Annotated in this window: 16 protein-coding genes; 6 read left to right on the plus strand and 10 right to left on the minus strand. The window is 57.2% G+C overall.

Annotated elements, in window-relative coordinates:
* The first annotated feature begins 164 nt into the window (after positions 1-164).
* Positions 165-1,607 (plus strand): dihydrolipoyl dehydrogenase, encoded by a 1,443-nt coding sequence (locus AC13E3_RS14775; RefSeq protein ID WP_008173330.1) that lies wholly within the window; start codon positions 165-167, stop codon positions 1,605-1,607.
* 18 nt (positions 1,608-1,625) lie between these two features.
* Here the strand turns inward: AC13E3_RS14775 and AC13E3_RS14780 are convergent, their stop codons facing one another.
* Positions 1,626-1,901, minus strand: a complete 276-nt coding sequence (locus AC13E3_RS14780; protein WP_202945859.1) for a DUF2061 domain-containing protein — start codon at positions 1,899-1,901, stop codon at positions 1,626-1,628.
* A gap of 229 nt (positions 1,902-2,130) precedes the next feature.
* Between AC13E3_RS14780 and AC13E3_RS14785 the strand changes: the two genes are divergently transcribed.
* Positions 2,131-2,604, plus strand: a complete 474-nt coding sequence (locus tag AC13E3_RS14785; protein ID WP_014578457.1) for a Dps family protein — start codon at positions 2,131-2,133, stop codon at positions 2,602-2,604.
* A 157-nt stretch (positions 2,605-2,761) separates the two neighbouring features.
* Complete coding sequence (locus AC13E3_RS14790) at positions 2,762-4,486, plus strand: choice-of-anchor I family protein (protein ID WP_008173325.1); 1,725 nt, start codon at positions 2,762-2,764, stop codon at positions 4,484-4,486.
* Positions 4,487-4,549: 63 nt separating this feature from the next.
* Here the strand turns inward: AC13E3_RS14790 and AC13E3_RS14795 are convergent, their stop codons facing one another.
* The 6 genes from AC13E3_RS14795 to AC13E3_RS14820 all read right to left on the minus strand — a co-directional run bounded on the left by AC13E3_RS14795 (position 4,550) and on the right by AC13E3_RS14820 (position 10,834).
* Positions 4,550-5,674 (minus strand): NAD(P)/FAD-dependent oxidoreductase, encoded by a 1,125-nt coding sequence (locus tag AC13E3_RS14795; protein WP_053113146.1) that lies wholly within the window; start codon positions 5,672-5,674, stop codon positions 4,550-4,552.
* Complete coding sequence (locus AC13E3_RS14800; protein WP_053113145.1) at positions 5,674-6,987, minus strand: SAM-dependent methyltransferase; 1,314 nt, start codon at positions 6,985-6,987, stop codon at positions 5,674-5,676. Before AC13E3_RS14800 ends, AC13E3_RS14795 begins: the two co-directional genes overlap by 1 nt.
* Before the next feature lie 226 nt (positions 6,988-7,213).
* The gene (locus tag AC13E3_RS14805; RefSeq protein WP_053113144.1) at positions 7,214-8,509 is read right to left on the minus strand and encodes a TRAP transporter large permease; all 1,296 of its coding nucleotides are present in this window, start codon (positions 8,507-8,509) and stop codon (positions 7,214-7,216) included.
* Positions 8,506-9,051, minus strand: coding sequence for a TRAP transporter small permease subunit (locus AC13E3_RS14810; protein WP_008173316.1), 546 nt, complete (start codon positions 9,049-9,051; stop codon positions 8,506-8,508). Before AC13E3_RS14810 ends, AC13E3_RS14805 begins: the two co-directional genes overlap by 4 nt.
* A gap of 102 nt (positions 9,052-9,153) precedes the next feature.
* Entirely contained in the window at positions 9,154-10,230 is a 1,077-nt protein-coding gene (locus AC13E3_RS14815; protein ID WP_008173314.1) for a TRAP transporter substrate-binding protein, read from the minus strand.
* A 145-nt stretch (positions 10,231-10,375) separates the two neighbouring features.
* A complete protein-coding gene (locus AC13E3_RS14820) occupies positions 10,376-10,834 on the minus strand; it encodes a hypothetical protein (RefSeq protein WP_008173312.1) in 459 nt (152 codons plus the stop codon).
* Positions 10,835-10,952: 118 nt separating this feature from the next.
* On the opposite strand from AC13E3_RS14820, the gene AC13E3_RS14825 reads away from it, so the two are divergent.
* Positions 10,953-12,020, plus strand: a complete 1,068-nt coding sequence (locus AC13E3_RS14825) for a beta-N-acetylglucosaminidase domain-containing protein (RefSeq protein WP_008173310.1) — start codon at positions 10,953-10,955, stop codon at positions 12,018-12,020.
* A gap of 9 nt (positions 12,021-12,029) precedes the next feature.
* Here the strand turns inward: AC13E3_RS14825 and AC13E3_RS14830 are convergent, their stop codons facing one another.
* On the minus strand, positions 12,030-12,740 hold the full coding sequence (locus AC13E3_RS14830) for an SIMPL domain-containing protein (protein WP_053113143.1): 711 nt from the start codon (positions 12,738-12,740) through the stop codon (positions 12,030-12,032).
* Between the two features lie 116 nt (positions 12,741-12,856).
* Here AC13E3_RS14830 and AC13E3_RS14835 point away from each other — a divergent pair, with 116 nt between their 5' ends.
* Positions 12,857-13,390 carry a macro domain-containing protein gene (locus tag AC13E3_RS14835; protein WP_008173304.1) on the plus strand — a complete coding sequence of 178 codons (534 nt, stop codon included), beginning with the start codon at positions 12,857-12,859 and terminating at the stop codon, positions 13,388-13,390.
* 9 nt (positions 13,391-13,399) lie between these two features.
* Here the strand turns inward: AC13E3_RS14835 and AC13E3_RS14840 are convergent, their stop codons facing one another.
* Together AC13E3_RS14840 and AC13E3_RS14845 are read right to left on the minus strand one after the other, a co-directional pair.
* The gene (locus AC13E3_RS14840) at positions 13,400-14,344 is read right to left on the minus strand and encodes a ChaN family lipoprotein (RefSeq protein ID WP_405417239.1); all 945 of its coding nucleotides are present in this window, start codon (positions 14,342-14,344) and stop codon (positions 13,400-13,402) included.
* Positions 14,345-14,432: 88 nt separating this feature from the next.
* On the minus strand, positions 14,433-14,612 hold the full coding sequence (locus AC13E3_RS14845) for a hypothetical protein (RefSeq protein WP_008173301.1): 180 nt from the start codon (positions 14,610-14,612) through the stop codon (positions 14,433-14,435).
* Between the two features lie 112 nt (positions 14,613-14,724).
* On the opposite strand from AC13E3_RS14845, the gene dauA reads away from it, so the two are divergent.
* On the plus strand, positions 14,725-16,476 hold the full coding sequence (gene dauA, locus AC13E3_RS14850; RefSeq protein ID WP_405417237.1) for a C4-dicarboxylic acid transporter DauA: 1,752 nt from the start codon (positions 14,725-14,727) through the stop codon (positions 16,474-16,476).
* Positions 16,477-16,482: the final 6 nt, after the last annotated feature.

A 16,482-nucleotide genomic window follows, 5' to 3' on the forward strand; every position in this document is an offset into this window, starting at 1 on the left:
TCCTCCGTTGAGACGTCCGTTGCCTGAAAAGTCTGACAGCATAGGCGGAATCGGTGCGTTTTTCATCGTGTGGGTGAAACTTGTCACGGCTTCTATACTGGGGGCACAGCCGTCCCAATCTTCCCTGTTCCCGATTCCGGGAATGCCTGTCAGGAGACCCTTGTATGGAAAAGCGAACCGTAGACGTTGCCATTATCGGAGCTGGAACCGCCGGTATGGTGGCTTACCAGCGCGTGCGCAAACTAACCGACAAGGTTGTGCTGATCGAAGGCGGCCATTATGGAACCACCTGCGCCAGAGTCGGGTGTATGCCGAGCAAGTTGTTGATCGCGGCCGCTGATAACGCTCATCAGATGCAGCTTGGTGAGCTTTTCGGCGTGTCTGCCGGGGATATCAGGATCGACGGAAAGCGGGTGATGGAAAGGGTGCGAAGCGAACGGGACCGCTTTGTTGCTTCGGTGATTGATTCGGTCGAGAAGTTTCCGGATGCGCATCGAATGGAAGGCCACGCCCGGTTTGCCAGCCCGAATCGTCTGGTCGTCGACGGCAATGTCGAGGTTGAGGCGGGGCGTATCATCATCGCCACTGGCTCCCGACCCAATGTTCCCGGGTTCCTGAAAGATGCCAAGGATCGGCTGGTTGTAAACGACGATATCTTCGAATGGCAGGATCTTCCCGATTCGGTGGCAGTCTTTGGCCCGGGGGTGATTGGTCTGGAGTTGGGCCAGGCCCTGAGCAGGCTGGGTGTGCGTGTCCGTATGTTCGGGGTTGGCGGTTCGGTTGGTCCTATCCAGGATGAAACCATCCGGAATTACGCGCTGAAAACGTTTAATGAAGAATTTCCTCTGGATCCGGATTCGGATGTAAAGAAGGTTGAACGTGTTGAAGAGGGCGTTGCCATTACCTTTGAGAGTGGCAACGCCGGTGCAACGACGGAAACCTTCGATTACCTGCTGGCGGCTACCGGGCGTCGTCCTAACGTCGACGGGCTGGATATCCAGAACGCCGGTATTGAGCTGGATAAAAAGGGAGGGCCCCTGTTTGATCCCCATACCCTGCGCTGTGGCCAGAGCCACATATTTATCGCAGGCGATGCCAATAACAGTCTGCCGCTGTTGCATGAGGCAGCCGACGAGGGCCGGATCGCGGGCGATAACGCCGGGTCATACCCGGATGTGCGAACCGGGCTTCGCCGCACGCCGTTGGCCGTGGTCTTCACCGATCCGCAGATTGCGACGGTGGGGCTGACGATTCACCAGGTTGATGAGCGCTGCCGCGGCTGTTTTGCCGTTGGAGAGGTGTCCTTCGAGGATCAGGGCCGCAGTCGGGTTATCGGCAAGAACCGGGGCCTACTCAGAGTTTATGGAGAGCATGGAAGCGGCCTGTTCATGGGCGCAGAGATGTTTGGCCCGGCCGCGGAGCATATTGCCCACCTGCTCGCATGGTCTGCCCAGCGAAGGCTGACCGTCACCGAGATGCTGGAAATGCCCTTTTATCATCCGGTTATCGAAGAAGGTCTGAGGACCGCACTCAAGGACCTGAACCGCAACCTCAGCATCGGACCGGCGCCAGAGGAGGGTTGCACCGATTGCGGGCCGGGTGTCTGAACCGGCCCTTAAAAGGAATCAACAGATATGAGGCCTCGCCTCGCTCAGCGTTCCCTCTGGAACCCTTGTATTTCGCTGGCGCCGCGCCCAGATCTTTTCGTGGAAGAAATAGGCAACCGTGTTGATGGCCGGTTCCACCATGGCTATGAGGCTTCCGATGAGCAGGTCACCAGTGAGCAGGTAAGCCACGGTAAAAGCGACGGTAAAATGGGTGAGGGCGAACGTTACCGTCTTTATCAGCGACTGGTCGCCATTCGTGCCATGGTTGTGTACGAATAGTTTTAACGCGCTCATGGTTGTCTCCGGTGTCGTTCTTTAATGTGATCATTAGACGCCGGGTGAGAATGATTGTTAAATGAAATGTATTGAGATGATTGATAGGTTAGAGCTATCTGAATTTCTTCTTCTATAGGGTCATGCATCGCTCCTATTATCGAGATTAGCAAACTAAACTTCCTGACGACCGCCGATCAGGCGTATATTCAGATATAAACCTGTTATATAACCGCGAAGGAGAAGCGTTATGGGTAAGAATTTCATTGGTCTTGATACCGAGAAAACGGCAAAGCTTGCTGATTCCCTGAATGATCTGCTGTCCAACTATCAGATCTTTTATATGAATGTTCGCGGCTACCACTGGAACATCAAAGGCGACAACTTCTTTGAGCTGCATGTAAAGTTCGAGGAGCTCTACGACGATCTGCTACTCAAGATCGACGAGATCGCAGAGCGGGTTCTGACGCTCGGCCATCGCCCGGCTCATGCCTACAGTACCTACATAGAGCGTTCGGAAGTGCCGGAGCGAAAAGATGTTTCCGACGGCAAGGAAGCGATGGACAACATTGTCGAAAGTTTTGCCAAGCTGATCGGCAAACAGCGGACACTGCTCAGTCTGGCCGGTGAAGCGGACGACGAGGGTACCGTTGCCCTGATGAGCGACTATATCTCCCAGCAAGAGAAGACGGTGTGGATGTATCGCAGCTACCTCGGTCACTGAGCCGAGTGCGCTGAATGAATGGCGACCCTGCGGGGTCGCCATTTTTTTGTCGCTGCAATGCGTTTGTCATCAGATTGTCTTCTGTCTGACGCAGTTATGTCACCTTGCCTCAATAACGTGTGTCGTGAACCAACACACTTTAAAAGACGAGGCGAATATGGAACTGCGTAAATCCCTCCTTGGTACCGCCATACTGGCAACAGTTCTCGGCCTTGCCGGCTGTGACGGCGACGACGGCACAGACGGTGCACCTGGCACCAGTCAGACGCTCATTGAGCTGAATGTGGTGGGCTCCTATCAGGCGGAAGGAGAGGTTTTTGACGAGAGTGCTGCCGAGATTGTCGCCCACGACCCCTCGAATCAGCGACTATTCGTAGTGAATGCCCTCGCCAGTACGATCGATGTGCTCGATATCAATGATCCAGCGATGCCTGTGAAACTGAGCACGATTGACGCCACAGCTGAGGGTGCTGCTGCAAATAGCGTCGCGGTTTATGGTGATCTTGTCGCCGTAGCCATTGAAGCCGAGAACAAGCAGGCAAATGGCAAGGTTGTGTTCTACAACAGCACGGACCTCAACAAAGTTGGTGAAGTTGTGGTTGGCGCGCTGCCCGACATGGTGACCTTCACGCGGGATGGCATGAAAGTGCTGGTTGCCAACGAAGGCGAGCCGAGTGACGACTATAGCGTCGATCCTGAAGGCTCAGTCAGCATTATTGATCTGTCCAACGGCGTAGCGTCTGCCACCGTGACCACCGCCGATTTCACCGGTTTCAATGCTGACCAGGCGGACCTGGTAACCGCGGGCCTGCGGGTCTTCGGCCCAGGCGCCACACTGGCCCAGGACATGGAGCCGGAATACATAGCCGTATCTATCGACAACACCAAAGCCTGGGTAGCCCTGCAGGAAAATAACGCCGTGGCCGAACTGGACATCGCTGCCGGTGAAATCACGGCCATCGTGCCGCTTGGCTTCAAGGACCACGGCATCATCGGCAACGAACTGGACGCCAGCAACCGTGACAGCGGTATCAACATTCGCAACTGGCCAGTGAAAGGCATGTACATGCCCGACGCCATCGCAAGCTACGGCTACAACGGTAAAACCTACTACATCACCGCCAACGAGGGCGATTCGCGGGATTACGATGGCTGGACCGAAGAATTCCGCATGGGCGACCTGACCTTGAACCCAGCCGGTGAGCTGGCGGCCATAACCAATCTGTTGGAAGACGAAAACCTGGGTCGTCTCAACACCACTTCCACCATGGGCATCAGCAACGGCTGCGACCCATCACAGCTGCCCGCTGAACTCGGCGACCTGAACGGTGACACCAATGTGGACGTGGACGACGTCAAGTTCTACGTGGAAAACAGCTGCGAATACGACACCCTGTACAGCTATGGGGCACGCTCATTCAGTATCTGGAGCGCTGAAGGCCAGCGTGTTTTCGACAGCGGCAGCGAATTCGAACGAGTCACCGCTAGCCTGATCCCCGACAACTTCAACGGCAACAATGACGAAAATTCCTTCGACAATCGATCGGACGACAAGGGCCCTGAGCCGGAGGCGGTGGCCGTAGGCATAATCAATGGCCAGACTTTCGCGTTTATTGGATTGGAGCGAGTTGGCGGCATCATGGTCTACAACGTTACTAATCCCCAGAATCCGGAGTTTGTCCAATATCTGAATAATCGAGATTTTTCGGTATCCCAGGCGGATCTGGAGGCGGGTATGGCCGGTGATCTTGGACCGGAAGGCCTGGCGTTCATTTCTGCGAATGACAGCCCCAGCGGTAAGCCAATGCTGGCGGTTGGCAACGAAGTGAGCGGCACCACGACGCTGTACAGCATCGACGTAATTGAACTGACTGCAAACTGAGTTCTGACCCTGAAATAAACCCGGAAGCATCATGATAGGTGCTCCCGGGTTTTGCTTTTCGCCTCAGACAGCAACTTTCAACGGTGGCACCTCCTGGTGCAGGAACCACTTCTCTGTAACCACCTTGCGGGTAAACCAGTGGGAGCGCATCAGGCTGCTGGCCAGAGGCATCTTGACCCAGTCAGGAACCTGCCAGCCCTGGTCTGGCTCGGAGGCGCGAGTGCCGAAGCGTTCGGCAATGGCATCACCGTAAATCTGCAGGGAGGAGGCTGAGTAGTCGGTGGCCTCGCCGATCACATCGGCTGCCAGAAGGGCGGATTCGATCGCCGGCCGTATACCCTCGCCACTCTGGGTGTAGGCAAGGCCAGCGGCGTCGCCAATCAGCATCACACCGTCGTCCACCAGGGGTCTGTCGGCATGGGCGTAGAGCAGATAGGCGTGGCCCTTGAAGCGTCCGGGCAGGTCTTGTGGAATCCGGCCGGTGGATTTCATTTCCTCGACAAACGCTTCCAGATGCCCTGTCAGCTTGTGGTTGTCTTCCCGGCCCAGGCCAATATTCAGGAAATTGCCCTTACGGAACACCCAGGCATAGCCCTTCAGGTCCCGACAGAACCAGAGTTCGGGCGTATCGCCCCGGGCCAGGCAGGCTGAAGCCTGGTCCGGTGTCATTTCAAATTCAACCTCTTTGGCCGCCACAACGGTTTCATGGCCACCGGGGCCATCCCCCAACAATCGCGCAACCGGGCAGAAGTGACCGCCGGCACCGACAATAAGAGGCGCTTCCCAGGTGTCATTGACGACCCAGTTGCCGTCTTTACGAACGATGGATTTGACCGGCGTGGCCAGCTGTTTCGGAGCGTTGACGCGGCTGAGCAGGTAGTCGTCAAATTCACACCGGCGAATACCATAGCTGACTACGTCGCCGTGATCGTTCTCCACGGCCGGCTGGCCCATCATCCCGATGCGAAACCGCCGGATGGGTTGCAGGGTTCGCCCGCGGGAGTATTCCTCCGGGTCAATGCTCAGGGTCTCCATCACGGCAGGCGTAACCCAGCCTGCGCAGGTTTTGTCCCTGGGGAAATTCTGTTTATCAATGATCAGCACTTTTTTGCCGCTGTTTTCGAGGGCGCTGGCCAGGGTGGATCCGGCAGGGCCGGCCCCAACGATGATCAGGTCGTAGTAGTCCATCAGGCCTCCTCGGGTGCCGCAGGAAAGTCGTAAAGATCCCGTCTGTTCCGGGGAAGTTGGTTATTGTCGCCATGGCTGAAGACCACCTGGAACAGCTGCAGAGAACCTGCCCGGAAGGCGGCGATGGAACCGGCCAGATACATGCGCCAGGCCCGGGTGAAGTGGCCGTCGTACATGGCAGTGACCTTGTCCTCGTTCTGGTTGAAGCGCTCCATCCAGTGACTCAGGGTCTGGGCGTAATGCAGGCGCAGGTTCTCGACGTCCAGGACTGAAAAATCGCCGTGCTCACAGATTTGCATGAATTCGCCGATGCTCGGCGGATAGGCACCCGGGAAGATGCGTTTCTCGATCCATGCGTTCATCAGCATCGGGCGGTTGCGGCCAATGCTATGCAGCAGGGCAATGCCGTCAGGCTTGAGGCTGCGTTTGATCAACTCGGACAGGGCCTCGTAATTCTCCTTGCCCACATGTTCGAGCATGCCGATGGATACGAAGGCGTCGTATTGCCCCCTGATGTTCCGGTAATCGTCCTCGATATACTCCACCAGATGATCGAGTTCCTGCTTGCGAGCTTCTTCTCGGGCAAATGCGAGTTGTTCCCTGGAGATGTTGTAGGAGTGGACCTTCACGCCGTAATTGCGGGCCATGTAGCGGGCCAGGCCACCCCAGCCGCAGCCGGCCTCGACCACCGTCATGCCGGGCTTTAACCGGAGTTTGCGGCAAACGTGCTCGAGTTTGGCTAGCTGGGCCTGTTCAAGGCTCAGATCCGGCGTCTCGTAGTAGGCGCAGGTGTACTGCATTTCGGCGCTGTCCAGCCAGAGCTGATAGAACTCGTTGCCCAGATCATAGTGATGGTGAATGTTTTCCTTGGCTTCCGGGATGCCGGTGGATCGGGGGTTGTGGTTGCGCCACAGGGCCTCCAGCCATTTCGGCCACTTCTGACGCGCCTGGTGAACGGACCGGTAGAGGGTTTCCATCAGGTCCGGCAGGTCACCTTCCACCTCCAGGCGACCGGCGCTGTAGAGGTCTCCGAACGCCAGGTTGGGATTGGTTACCAGCGCGTAAAGGGCTTTGGGGTCGGTCAGATGCAGGGTGAACTGCGCGTGTTGACCCTCCGGTTCGATCACATCGCCGTTCCAGAGCCGGAAGCGCAGCGGCGGTGATCCCGCCATCCGCATGAGCTTGGCGATCAGCCAGCGCTCGTAAGTGTGCGGTGACCGGTCCACGTGGGTATTTTCCAGTGGCAGGGTCAGAACATGGCTTTTGGATTCTTGCCCGTTGTCACGGGTTTTCTGGGCAGTGCTCTGGTTCATGGACTCCGCTCTCCCTTGATAACCTCAACATCAATGTTTTTGTCGATGCGCGCGCGCCAGGGTTCCCGAATACCAGTCTGAGAATCGCCGGTTGTCCGTTCAGTATAGAAAACAGTGAGATTTTGTCAGGTTGGCTGAAAATAGAGGAAAACTATTGGAAGGATAGCGAAGAGCGAAAATAGGCGGATAAAAAAATGCCGGGCCCAGGGGCCCGGCATTATTCGGGTCAGTATGAGGAGCTCATACCAAACCACTCAGGGAAAATCACAATCAGCGCCAACACGAACATCTGTATCAGGATGAAGGGCAGTACGCCTTTATAAATATCGGTCGTTCGCACTCCCGGCGGTGCGACGCCTTTGAGGTAGAACAACGAGAACCCGAACGGTGGCGTCAGGAAGCTCGTTTGCAGGTTCATGGCAATCAGGATGGCGAACCAGAGCATGTTGATGCCCATAGCTTCCGCCACCGGGGCAAGGATCGGCACGATGATGAAAGAGATTTCAACGAAGTCGATGAAGAAACCCAGTACCAGAATGACCACCATGGCCAGAATGATGAAGCCCCACTTTTCGCCGGGCAGCTGGAGCAGCCACTCTTCCAGCAGATAGTCGCCGCCGGTGTAGCTGAACACCATGGAGAAGGCTGTTGCACCGATCAGGATCGCGAAGACCATGGCGGTCACCTTCACAGTATCCTTGGATGCATCCCATACCATCTTGAAGGAAAACTGGCGGTAGATGATGGCCAGAACCACGGCGCCAACCCCGCCAAGAGCGGATGACTCGGTTGGCGTGGCAATGCCGGTGAAGATCGAGCCCAGAACCACCACAATCAGTGCCAGCGGCGGGATGATCGCCAACAGCGCATTGAAGACTTCCTTTTTACGGGACACGCCTGGCTCATCCGGCATGGCCGGCGCGGTTTCAGGTTTCAGTCTGGTCAGCACCAGGATGTAGATGATGTAAAGCCCCACCAACACAACGCCGGGCCAGACCGCGGCCTTGAACAGATCCCCAACCGGAAGGCCAAGGACATCGCCCAGAATAATAAGGATGATGGATGGCGGCACGATCTGACCGAGGGTGCCGGACGCACAGATGGTACCGGTGGCCAGTCTCTTGTCGTATTTATGCGCCAGCATGACCGGCAGCGAGATCAGACCCATGGCAACCACGCTGGCGCCTACAACACCGGTAGAGGCGGCCAGCAGTGCACCGACCAGAATCGTCGAGATAGCCAGGCCACCGGGCAGGCCACCGAACAGACGGCCCATGGAGGTCAGAAGTTGTTCCGCCAGCCTGGTGCGTTGGAGCACCACGCCCATGAAGATAAACAGCGGTACTGCCATCAGAACGGTGTTCTGCATCACGCTCATGATGCGATAGGGCATGAAGGCAAAGAGATCCATGCCCTCGGCGAAAATTCCGAAAAACAGCGCAACGCCACCGAAGGTGAATGCAACCGGGAAGCCCAGCATCAGCATCAGCAGGGCCACACCGAACATAATCATACCGATCATGCGAGGCCTCCTCCGCTGTGTTCACCTTCATACTCCTTGTCCCCCGCCATCACTCGTACGGCGTAAGTCGCCATATTGAGGCCGGCAATACCGATGAAGACGGCACTGACAGGGATGACGGATTTGATAATCCAGCGGTGCGGCAGCCCGCCCGGATCACCGCTACCTTCACCCATGCTGTAAGAGTCGAGGGCGAAATCGTAGCCGTAAATGCCGATCAGGTAAGCGAAGGGAATGACGAAAATGAAGGCGCCAACAAGGTTGACCCAGGCCTTGGCCTTGTTGCTCCATTTGGTATAGAAAACGTCGACCCGAACATGACCATCCGTGCGCAATGCGTAGGGAATACCCAGCAGGAACACCACAGAATAGAGGTGCCACTCCATTTCCTGCATGCCGATTGAAACGTTGTTAAAAGCGTATCGGGCCACTACGTCGTAAAAGACGTTGGCTGCCATCAGTATCATCGCGACACAGGCAACCCAGCCACAGAAGATGGACAGCCGGGCAAGCCCGTCGTCCAGTTTGATAATCCACCGCATTGATGATCCCCCGCCAGACGGACTGGCGCTTTTATCCGTTGCTATAAACGACAAAACCGGGATCACTCAGAGAGCGATCCCGGCTCCGTTAAAGCCTATATCTTACTCGACTTCAGCCATAGTGTTGAGGTAGGCGCGCTCAGAAATGTTGGTGTAAGCGCGGCTCTGCTCAAGATAGTTCTGCTGGGAGTCGATAATCTTGGCAGCCATATCGCTTTCAGCAGCTGCTTCTTTCAGCAGCTTGTTGTTGGCTTCGTACATGGCGTCAAAGATTTCGTCTGGGAAACGCTTGATCTGGACATTCGGGTACTCTTCGCGAATATTAGCCCAAGCTTCTGCGTTGGCGTGCTGGGAGTGAACCAGCATGTCGTAGGACGCAGTGCGCATGGCAACACGCATGATCTCCTGCAGGTCCGCTGGCAGCTTGTCCCAAACCCGCTTGTTCACAAGGAACTGGAGTTCGGTCGCAGGCTCGTGCCAGCCGGTATAGTAGTAGTCGGCGATCTGCTGGAAGCCGAGACGCAAGTCCAGGGCAGGACCTACCCACTCAACAGCATCGATGGTGTTGCGTTCCAGAGCAGTGTAAAGCTCGCCCGGGGCGATGTTGGTCGGGTTAACGCCAACTTCTGCGAACACTTCACCAGCGAAGCCAGGGATGCGCATTTTCAGACCCTGAAGGTCTTCCAGCGAGTTAATTTCCTTGCGAAACCAGCCGCCCATCTGAACGCCGGTGTTACCGCCCGGGAACGACAGCATGTTGTGCGGCTCGTAGACTTCCTGCATCAGCTCCATGCCACCGCCGTGGTAGAACCAGGCGTACTGTTCCATGGCGTTCATGCCAAACGGCATACTGGTGAAGAACAGGGTCTCTGGAACCTTGCCTTTCCAGTAGTAGGATGCGGAATGGCCCATGTCGTACTGACCAGCCTTGACCATATCAAACACGCCCAGCGGGGCTTTGTGCTTGTTGGCGGAATCGATGCGGACTTTCAGGCGTCCGTCAGACATTTTCTCGACGGTTTCGGCAAAACGCTTGGTGGTGTCACCGAAAATCGGGAAGTTTGGCCCCCAGGTTTCTGCAAGGCGGAGTGTGAAGGTATCTTGGGCGAGCGCCTGCGAGGAGGCAAAGGTTGTTGCCACAGCCAGCACAGCCGCGGAAAGAACAGAACGGATCTTCATTGCTCTTCTATCCTCTTATCTTTTTTGTGGGTCGAGCGTCTCCCCTTTTGGGGAAAATCACTCTTAATGCTAGTTCACGTTAGCAATTATCGTTAACAAACGAAATCAAAAACCGCTTGGTGTACGACCTTGGTCGTACGGCGGATCAGATGTCGTCCATGCGGCTGATCTGGCTCGACAGTCGCATGGCCTCGTGCTCTTCGAGGGAAAGCAGATCCTCAAGCAAGGCCTTGGCCTCGGGAATCTCTGCCTTGCCAATCAGGGAATCGTAGAGATCCATCACCTGGTCGTGGAACTGGAAGATTTCCCTGGCAATATCCTGAAAGCTCATTGACGCGTAGTGCGTGTAGGAGTCAGCACTGGCCCTAATTGGTTTGTGGTTCAGGTAGTCGTACATGCGGGTATTGAGAGCCTTCGGATCAGCCTGTTTCTCGAATTCCCGTACGGCTTTCTCGAGAATGGTTTCGTGGCTGGACAGGTAGTCGAGGAGGGCGCTGGCTCGCTCGTCGTTGTTGAGCTTGGCGGACTCTTTCAGGCACCTTGCAAGATGCGCGTGCAGTTGCCTCGTCCATTCGATGAGATCCTCGAACGTTTTTATTTCCATTGAGTTGCTCCTTGTCGGGCAGTTCGGTTGTAGTTGGCTTTACCGGTAAGTCTAGTCAAACTTGGAGATTACAGGGTACCTGAACCGGGCCCGGGAACCAGCGGAGCGGAAATCGGCCATGGCAACGACACTCGGCATCATTGAAGGATTTTACGGCCCCATGTGGACCTGGCAGGAGCGGCGGCAACTGGTTCGCACCCTGGCGCCCCATGGTTACGGATTTTATCTCTATGCCCCGAAGGCGGATGTTTTTCTGCGTCGGAAGTGGCAGCAGCCGCACCCGCCGGCGATGGCCGCGGAGCTGGCCGATTTCTCGCGCTTTTGCCGTAACGAAGGCGTTCGTTTTGGTGTCGGCCTGAGTCCGTTCGAGGTGTTCAACCGGTTTGACGACGAAGCCAGGGCGTCGCTGGCAGAAAAACTCGCCCTGCTGGAGCGCATCGGGATAGATGAGCTGGCGATTCTGTTCGATGACATGCGGTCAGACACTCCGGACCTTGCCGGTACCCAGACGGACATTGTGCACTGGGTCCGTGACCGTACTTCAATCAAACAGCTGAGTGTCTGTCCCAGCTATTATTCCGATGATCCGGTTCTCGACCGCGTGTTCGGGGAGCGTCCGGCGGATTATCTGGAGACGCTCGGGCGCAAGCTGGACCACTCGGTGAACGTGTTCTGGACCGGAGAGGAAGTGTGTTCCCGGGAAGTGTCACCCGGCCATCTGAAACGTGTCGGAGACCTGCTTGGCCGCAAGCCGGTGCTCTGGGACAACTACCCGGTCAACGACGGCGACCGGATGTCGCAACATCTGCACCTGCGAGCCTTCACCGGGCGACCGGCGGCCAACGCGGCGCACCTTGCCGGCCATGGTATCAATCCGGCCCTGCAGCCAACGCTGACGGCCATCCCGGCTATCACGCTGGCGGAGTCCTACCGCCTGGGACCCTCCTATCAATACGGCCAGGCATTCCGCCATGTCGCCCGCGAGGTGCTGGGCAGGGAGTTGGCAGCGCAGCTGCATGCGGATTTACTGGTGCTGCAAGACGCTGGCCTGGGCCGGATCAGTGATGAAAAGCGCCAGAGCCTTCAGCATACCTACGATGCCTTTGACCACCCTGCAGCCAACGAGATTCTGCGCTGGCTGGCGGGTGAATATCAGGTGACCGATGAGATGGTGGCCACGCAGTAGGCGGTTGGGCTAGCGAAGGTAATATTCGACGGTTGAGACTACCCGGACGGTTTTTACCGGCTGTTGCTGTTCCATGATGCCCGGCGCCTGATCCCGGGCCAGAATCTGGAAAACGCCCTGATTGGCACGTCGCAGCCCCCCGAGTTCCGCTTTTGCATCCTGGGCGAACTGGTCGGCAGCTTCCCGGGCCGATGCCGTGGCCTCGGCAATCATCTCCGGCTTGATGTCGTTGAGCCCGTTAAATACGTACGTCGGGCCGGACGGGCCGTAGTCCGAAGACAGCACCACTCCGGAGTCCACCAGTTCACTGACACCCTGGGCTGCCTGCCGGATTCGGTCGATGTCAGTACTGCGTACCATCAGCGTCTGGCTGATGATGAACTTCTGCTCTCCGTTGTTGGCCTGGTAAGGGTTGGCCCGGGTATCGGTGACATCCAGGCGCTGGAGTTCGACCGCATTCTGGTCAATGGCCTGCAGTTTGAGGAACGCCATGATCGCGTCCCGGCTGCTTCTGGCCCTTTCCTGGGCTTCACTCAGGGACGCACCGGTGGCGAGAAAGCGGATCGGCCACAGGGCCAGATCGGCATTCACTTCCCGTTCAGCCACACCTTTAACGGTCACGTAGCGGTCGCCTGTGCGCAGATCGGTCAGGCCATTGCCAATCAGGGCGGCAGAAATGATGGCACTGACGCCGAGAATCACTGAGGCAAAAAGTTTCATGGGGTGTCCCTGTATTACGTCACCGGAATGTTCCGGAAAGCGTCCGGTGTCTGGCTGCTATCCTGAGGTCATGGTCAAGATTAGCGTTTCACGCCCCAAGCGAAAAGGAAGGAAACATGACGGTTGTGAAAGTTGAGTGCATCAGAGGAAACATTGCTGAACAGCAGGATATGGATGTGATCGTCAATGCCGCCAACGCCGAACTTTTGCCAGGGAGTGGCGTGGCAGGCGCCATACACAGCGCCGCCGGACCGGGGCTGGCAGAGGAGTGCCGGGCTCTGGCGCCGATCAGGCCGGGGCAGGCAGTCATCAGCTCGGCTCACGAGCTGCCAAACCAACACGTAATCCACTGTCTGGGGCCGGTTTACGGGGTCGACGAGCCATCCGACCGTTTGCTGGCTGAGTGTTTCAGAAATGCCCTGTTGCTGGCAGATCGGCATAAGCTGACGTCCATCGCTTTTCCTGCCATCTCCACCGGGGTTTTCGGCTATCCACTGCAGGATGCGGCGGCAGTGGCCATGAAGGCGGTGTCTGACACGCTGGCGGAGCTCAACTCTGTTCGCCTTGTCCGGTTTGTGCTGTTCAGCGACGAGGACCGGAAGGTGTTTGAACAGGCACTTGAGTTGGAATCGGGCCTGTCAGGCCGGTAGCCGGCCGTTTCAGTCACAGCTTTTGTCGGTCGAGCGGCGAAAGCGGGCTGTCATCGCCTCACGTTCCCGCTGGGCGTCCCGGAATTCGTCGGGCAGAGGCTGGATAAAGTAGATGAAATCACCCTTGGCGCGATTATTCTCCAGGGGCGCTTCGTTGACGTCCCAAGGCCAGAAAGCCGGGCTTACGATGGCGACCGAGATTTCAGGCGCGCGCTGTTTCAGAAGCGCCACGGTGCCCAGGCCATTTTCACTGTGAAAGGTGCCAGTCACGTGCAGTACCTGGTGCTCCGGGTGCTCTGTCCGCGCCTGAAGAATACGTGTTGCCATGGCGTTGTCCCTGAGCAACTGGGCCTTGTAGGTGTTGTCCATCCGCTCGCTCATGGTGTCGTCTGCCTGGTGGCTTGCACCGATGGCCGCCATGAACTTTTCCCGGTATTCCGGGGTGTCCATGAAGGGTTTGGCGGGTAATTTCTGTCTCAAGGTGTCTGAAATACGGTCGAGATAGCCCGGGCCCTTGCGGCCAACGCAGCGGACCACGTCGGCCGGCGCATTGGACGCGATCACCGGAAGGTCGTGCCGGCGTGCAAACTCCACCAATGGACGATAGGAGGCACGGTAATTGTCCCAGGCTTCGGCGTCTTCGATCATTTCGGTTTCGCCCGTCTCTCCCCGCAGATAACGGTTCAGTTCGTCCTGACGATCCAGGTTGAACTGCTCCATGCTGAGAATCTGCTCCGGCCGCAGCCGAAACAGGGCGCTCTGAAGCCGGGATTGCAGAAGGTGTGAGCCATGGTGCCCGTGGTATTCCCCGACAACCACAACATCGACGTCGGCTAGTTGCTGCGCCAGTTCTTCCGGAGTCAGCGCGGTCTTGTTTGCCGGGTTTACGAGCAGGGCATCGTACTGGGTTTGCGGTGCCGAATTCAGCGTGTCGGGGGCTTTCAATGAAGGCATGGCAGTGCATCCGTTCATAACAGACAAAGTGGCAAACAGCAGGATTGGCGCGATAGGTTTCATCATAGTCTTTACGTAATGAACCCCGTCAGGATTTCTTTTTACGATCTTCGCGCCAGTCCGATCCCAGTCTTTCTTCCACGTATTCCCGAATGAACTGGCGCACTTTCTGGGATGGCGTCACATCTTCCTGCTTGCACAGTTCTTCAAAGGCGGCCTTTTTCTCGGGATCGATCAGCAACGTCAGGCGGGCAGTGCGGTTTTCCATTGGGTTTTTCTTTACCTCGGGTGGCTTTCGATGATGTTAACCGTATTAACATTGAATGTAGATATAATGAGCATATAATTAGTCGTTAAAAGTTGCAATTAACGAGTCACCCATGCCGCATCGAGCCCACCTTTTTTCTCTCCGGATGGCCCACGCATTCCGGGAAGCGTGTATTGATGAGCCCTACCGGGGCCGCCGTTTCCTGCGCGATGTGATGGCGGGTTTGACGGTGGGCATTATTGCCATACCCCTGGCCATGGCATTGGCGATCGCCAGTGGTGTTGCACCCCAGTACGGCCTCTACACCGCCATTATTGCCGGGTTTGTGATCGCATTGACCGGTGGCAGCCGGTTCAGCATCTCCGGCCCCACCGCTGCTTTCGTTGTCATTCTGTACCCCATCGCCCAGAGCTATGGGCTGGGCGGTCTGCTTTTGGCCACCTTGATGTCGGGCGTTTTGCTGATTCTGATGGCTCTGATGCGACTGGGTCGTTTTATCGAATACATTCCAGAATCGGTAACCCTCGGGTTTACCGGGGGGATCGCCGTGGTGATTGCCACCCTGCAGATCCGGGATTTTCTGGGCCTTCAGGTTGGCGATATGCCCGAGCATTATTGGGACAAGCTGGCCCTGCTGACCGGTGCGCTGCCGGAATTTGATGGTATGAGTACCCTGGTGGCCGGTGTCACCCTTGCCTGCATGTTGCTCTGGCCACGCCTGAAAACCCCGGTGCCCCCGCATCTGCCAGCGGTGGTGATCGGAAGCCTGCTTGCGCTCTGGTTGAATGCCCAGGGTGCTGCTATCGATACCATTGGTTCAAGGTTCAGTTATCTCCTGCCGGACGGCACCGAGGGAGCGGGTATTCCGCCGTTCTTGCCGGAATTCGCCTGGCCGTGGCAGCAGGCAGGGGCATCGGGCGAGCCCGTCGGGCTGTCATGGTCGCTGGTCCGGGATCTGCTGCCGGCAGCTTTTGCCATTGCCATGCTTGGGGCCATCGAGTCTCTCCTGTGCGCCGTGGTGCTTGATGGCATGACTGGCAAACGCCACAGCGCCAACAGCGAGCTCATGGGGCAGGGCCTTGGCAACATCATCACGCCGTTTTTCGGCGGCATTACCGCCACGGCCGCCATCGCCCGCTCGGCGGCCAACTACCGGGCCGGCGCCGAGTCGCCGGTCTCCGCAATGGTGCATTCGCTGGTCGTTCTGCTGGCGCTGGTTTCGCTGGCGGGCCTGCTGGCGTATCTTCCCATGCCGGCCATGGCCGCCCTGCTGGTGATGGTGGCCTGGAATATGAGTGAGGCCCCCAAGTCCCTGCATCTTCTGAAAACCGCGCCGCGCAGCGACATCCTGGTTTTTCTCACCTGCTTTTCACTGACGGTATTGCTCGACATGGTCATTGCCATCACCACCGGCGTCCTGTTGGCGGCGGTCCTGTTCATGCGGGAAATGGCCCAGATGACCCGGGTTACAGATATCACCCAGAGCAAACGGATTGCAGAATCCCGGCTGCCCGATGGCTGGCAGGTGTTCAAGATAAACGGCCCCCTGTTTTTTGCCGCTGCGGACCGGATTTTCGGGGAACTGGCAGTGCTCGCCCGGAACGCCCGCGGATTCATTCTGTACATGGACGGCGTGACGATTCTCGATGCCGGCGGGCTGTCCGCCCTGAACAAGCTTATTGCCACCTGTGAACGGGACGGTTCCCAGATTGTGATTGCCGACCTTCAGTTTCAGCCTTTGCGCACCCTCGCTCGTGCCGGCGTTGCGCCGATCGCTGGCGTTAGCCGCTATACTTCCTCCCTGGATGAAGCTTTGCGTCTGATCAGTTGCCCTGCGTCTGAAACTGATCGGGTTTCCGGATAAAAACCT

Source organism: Marinobacter sp. L-80 (assembly GCF_056859395.1).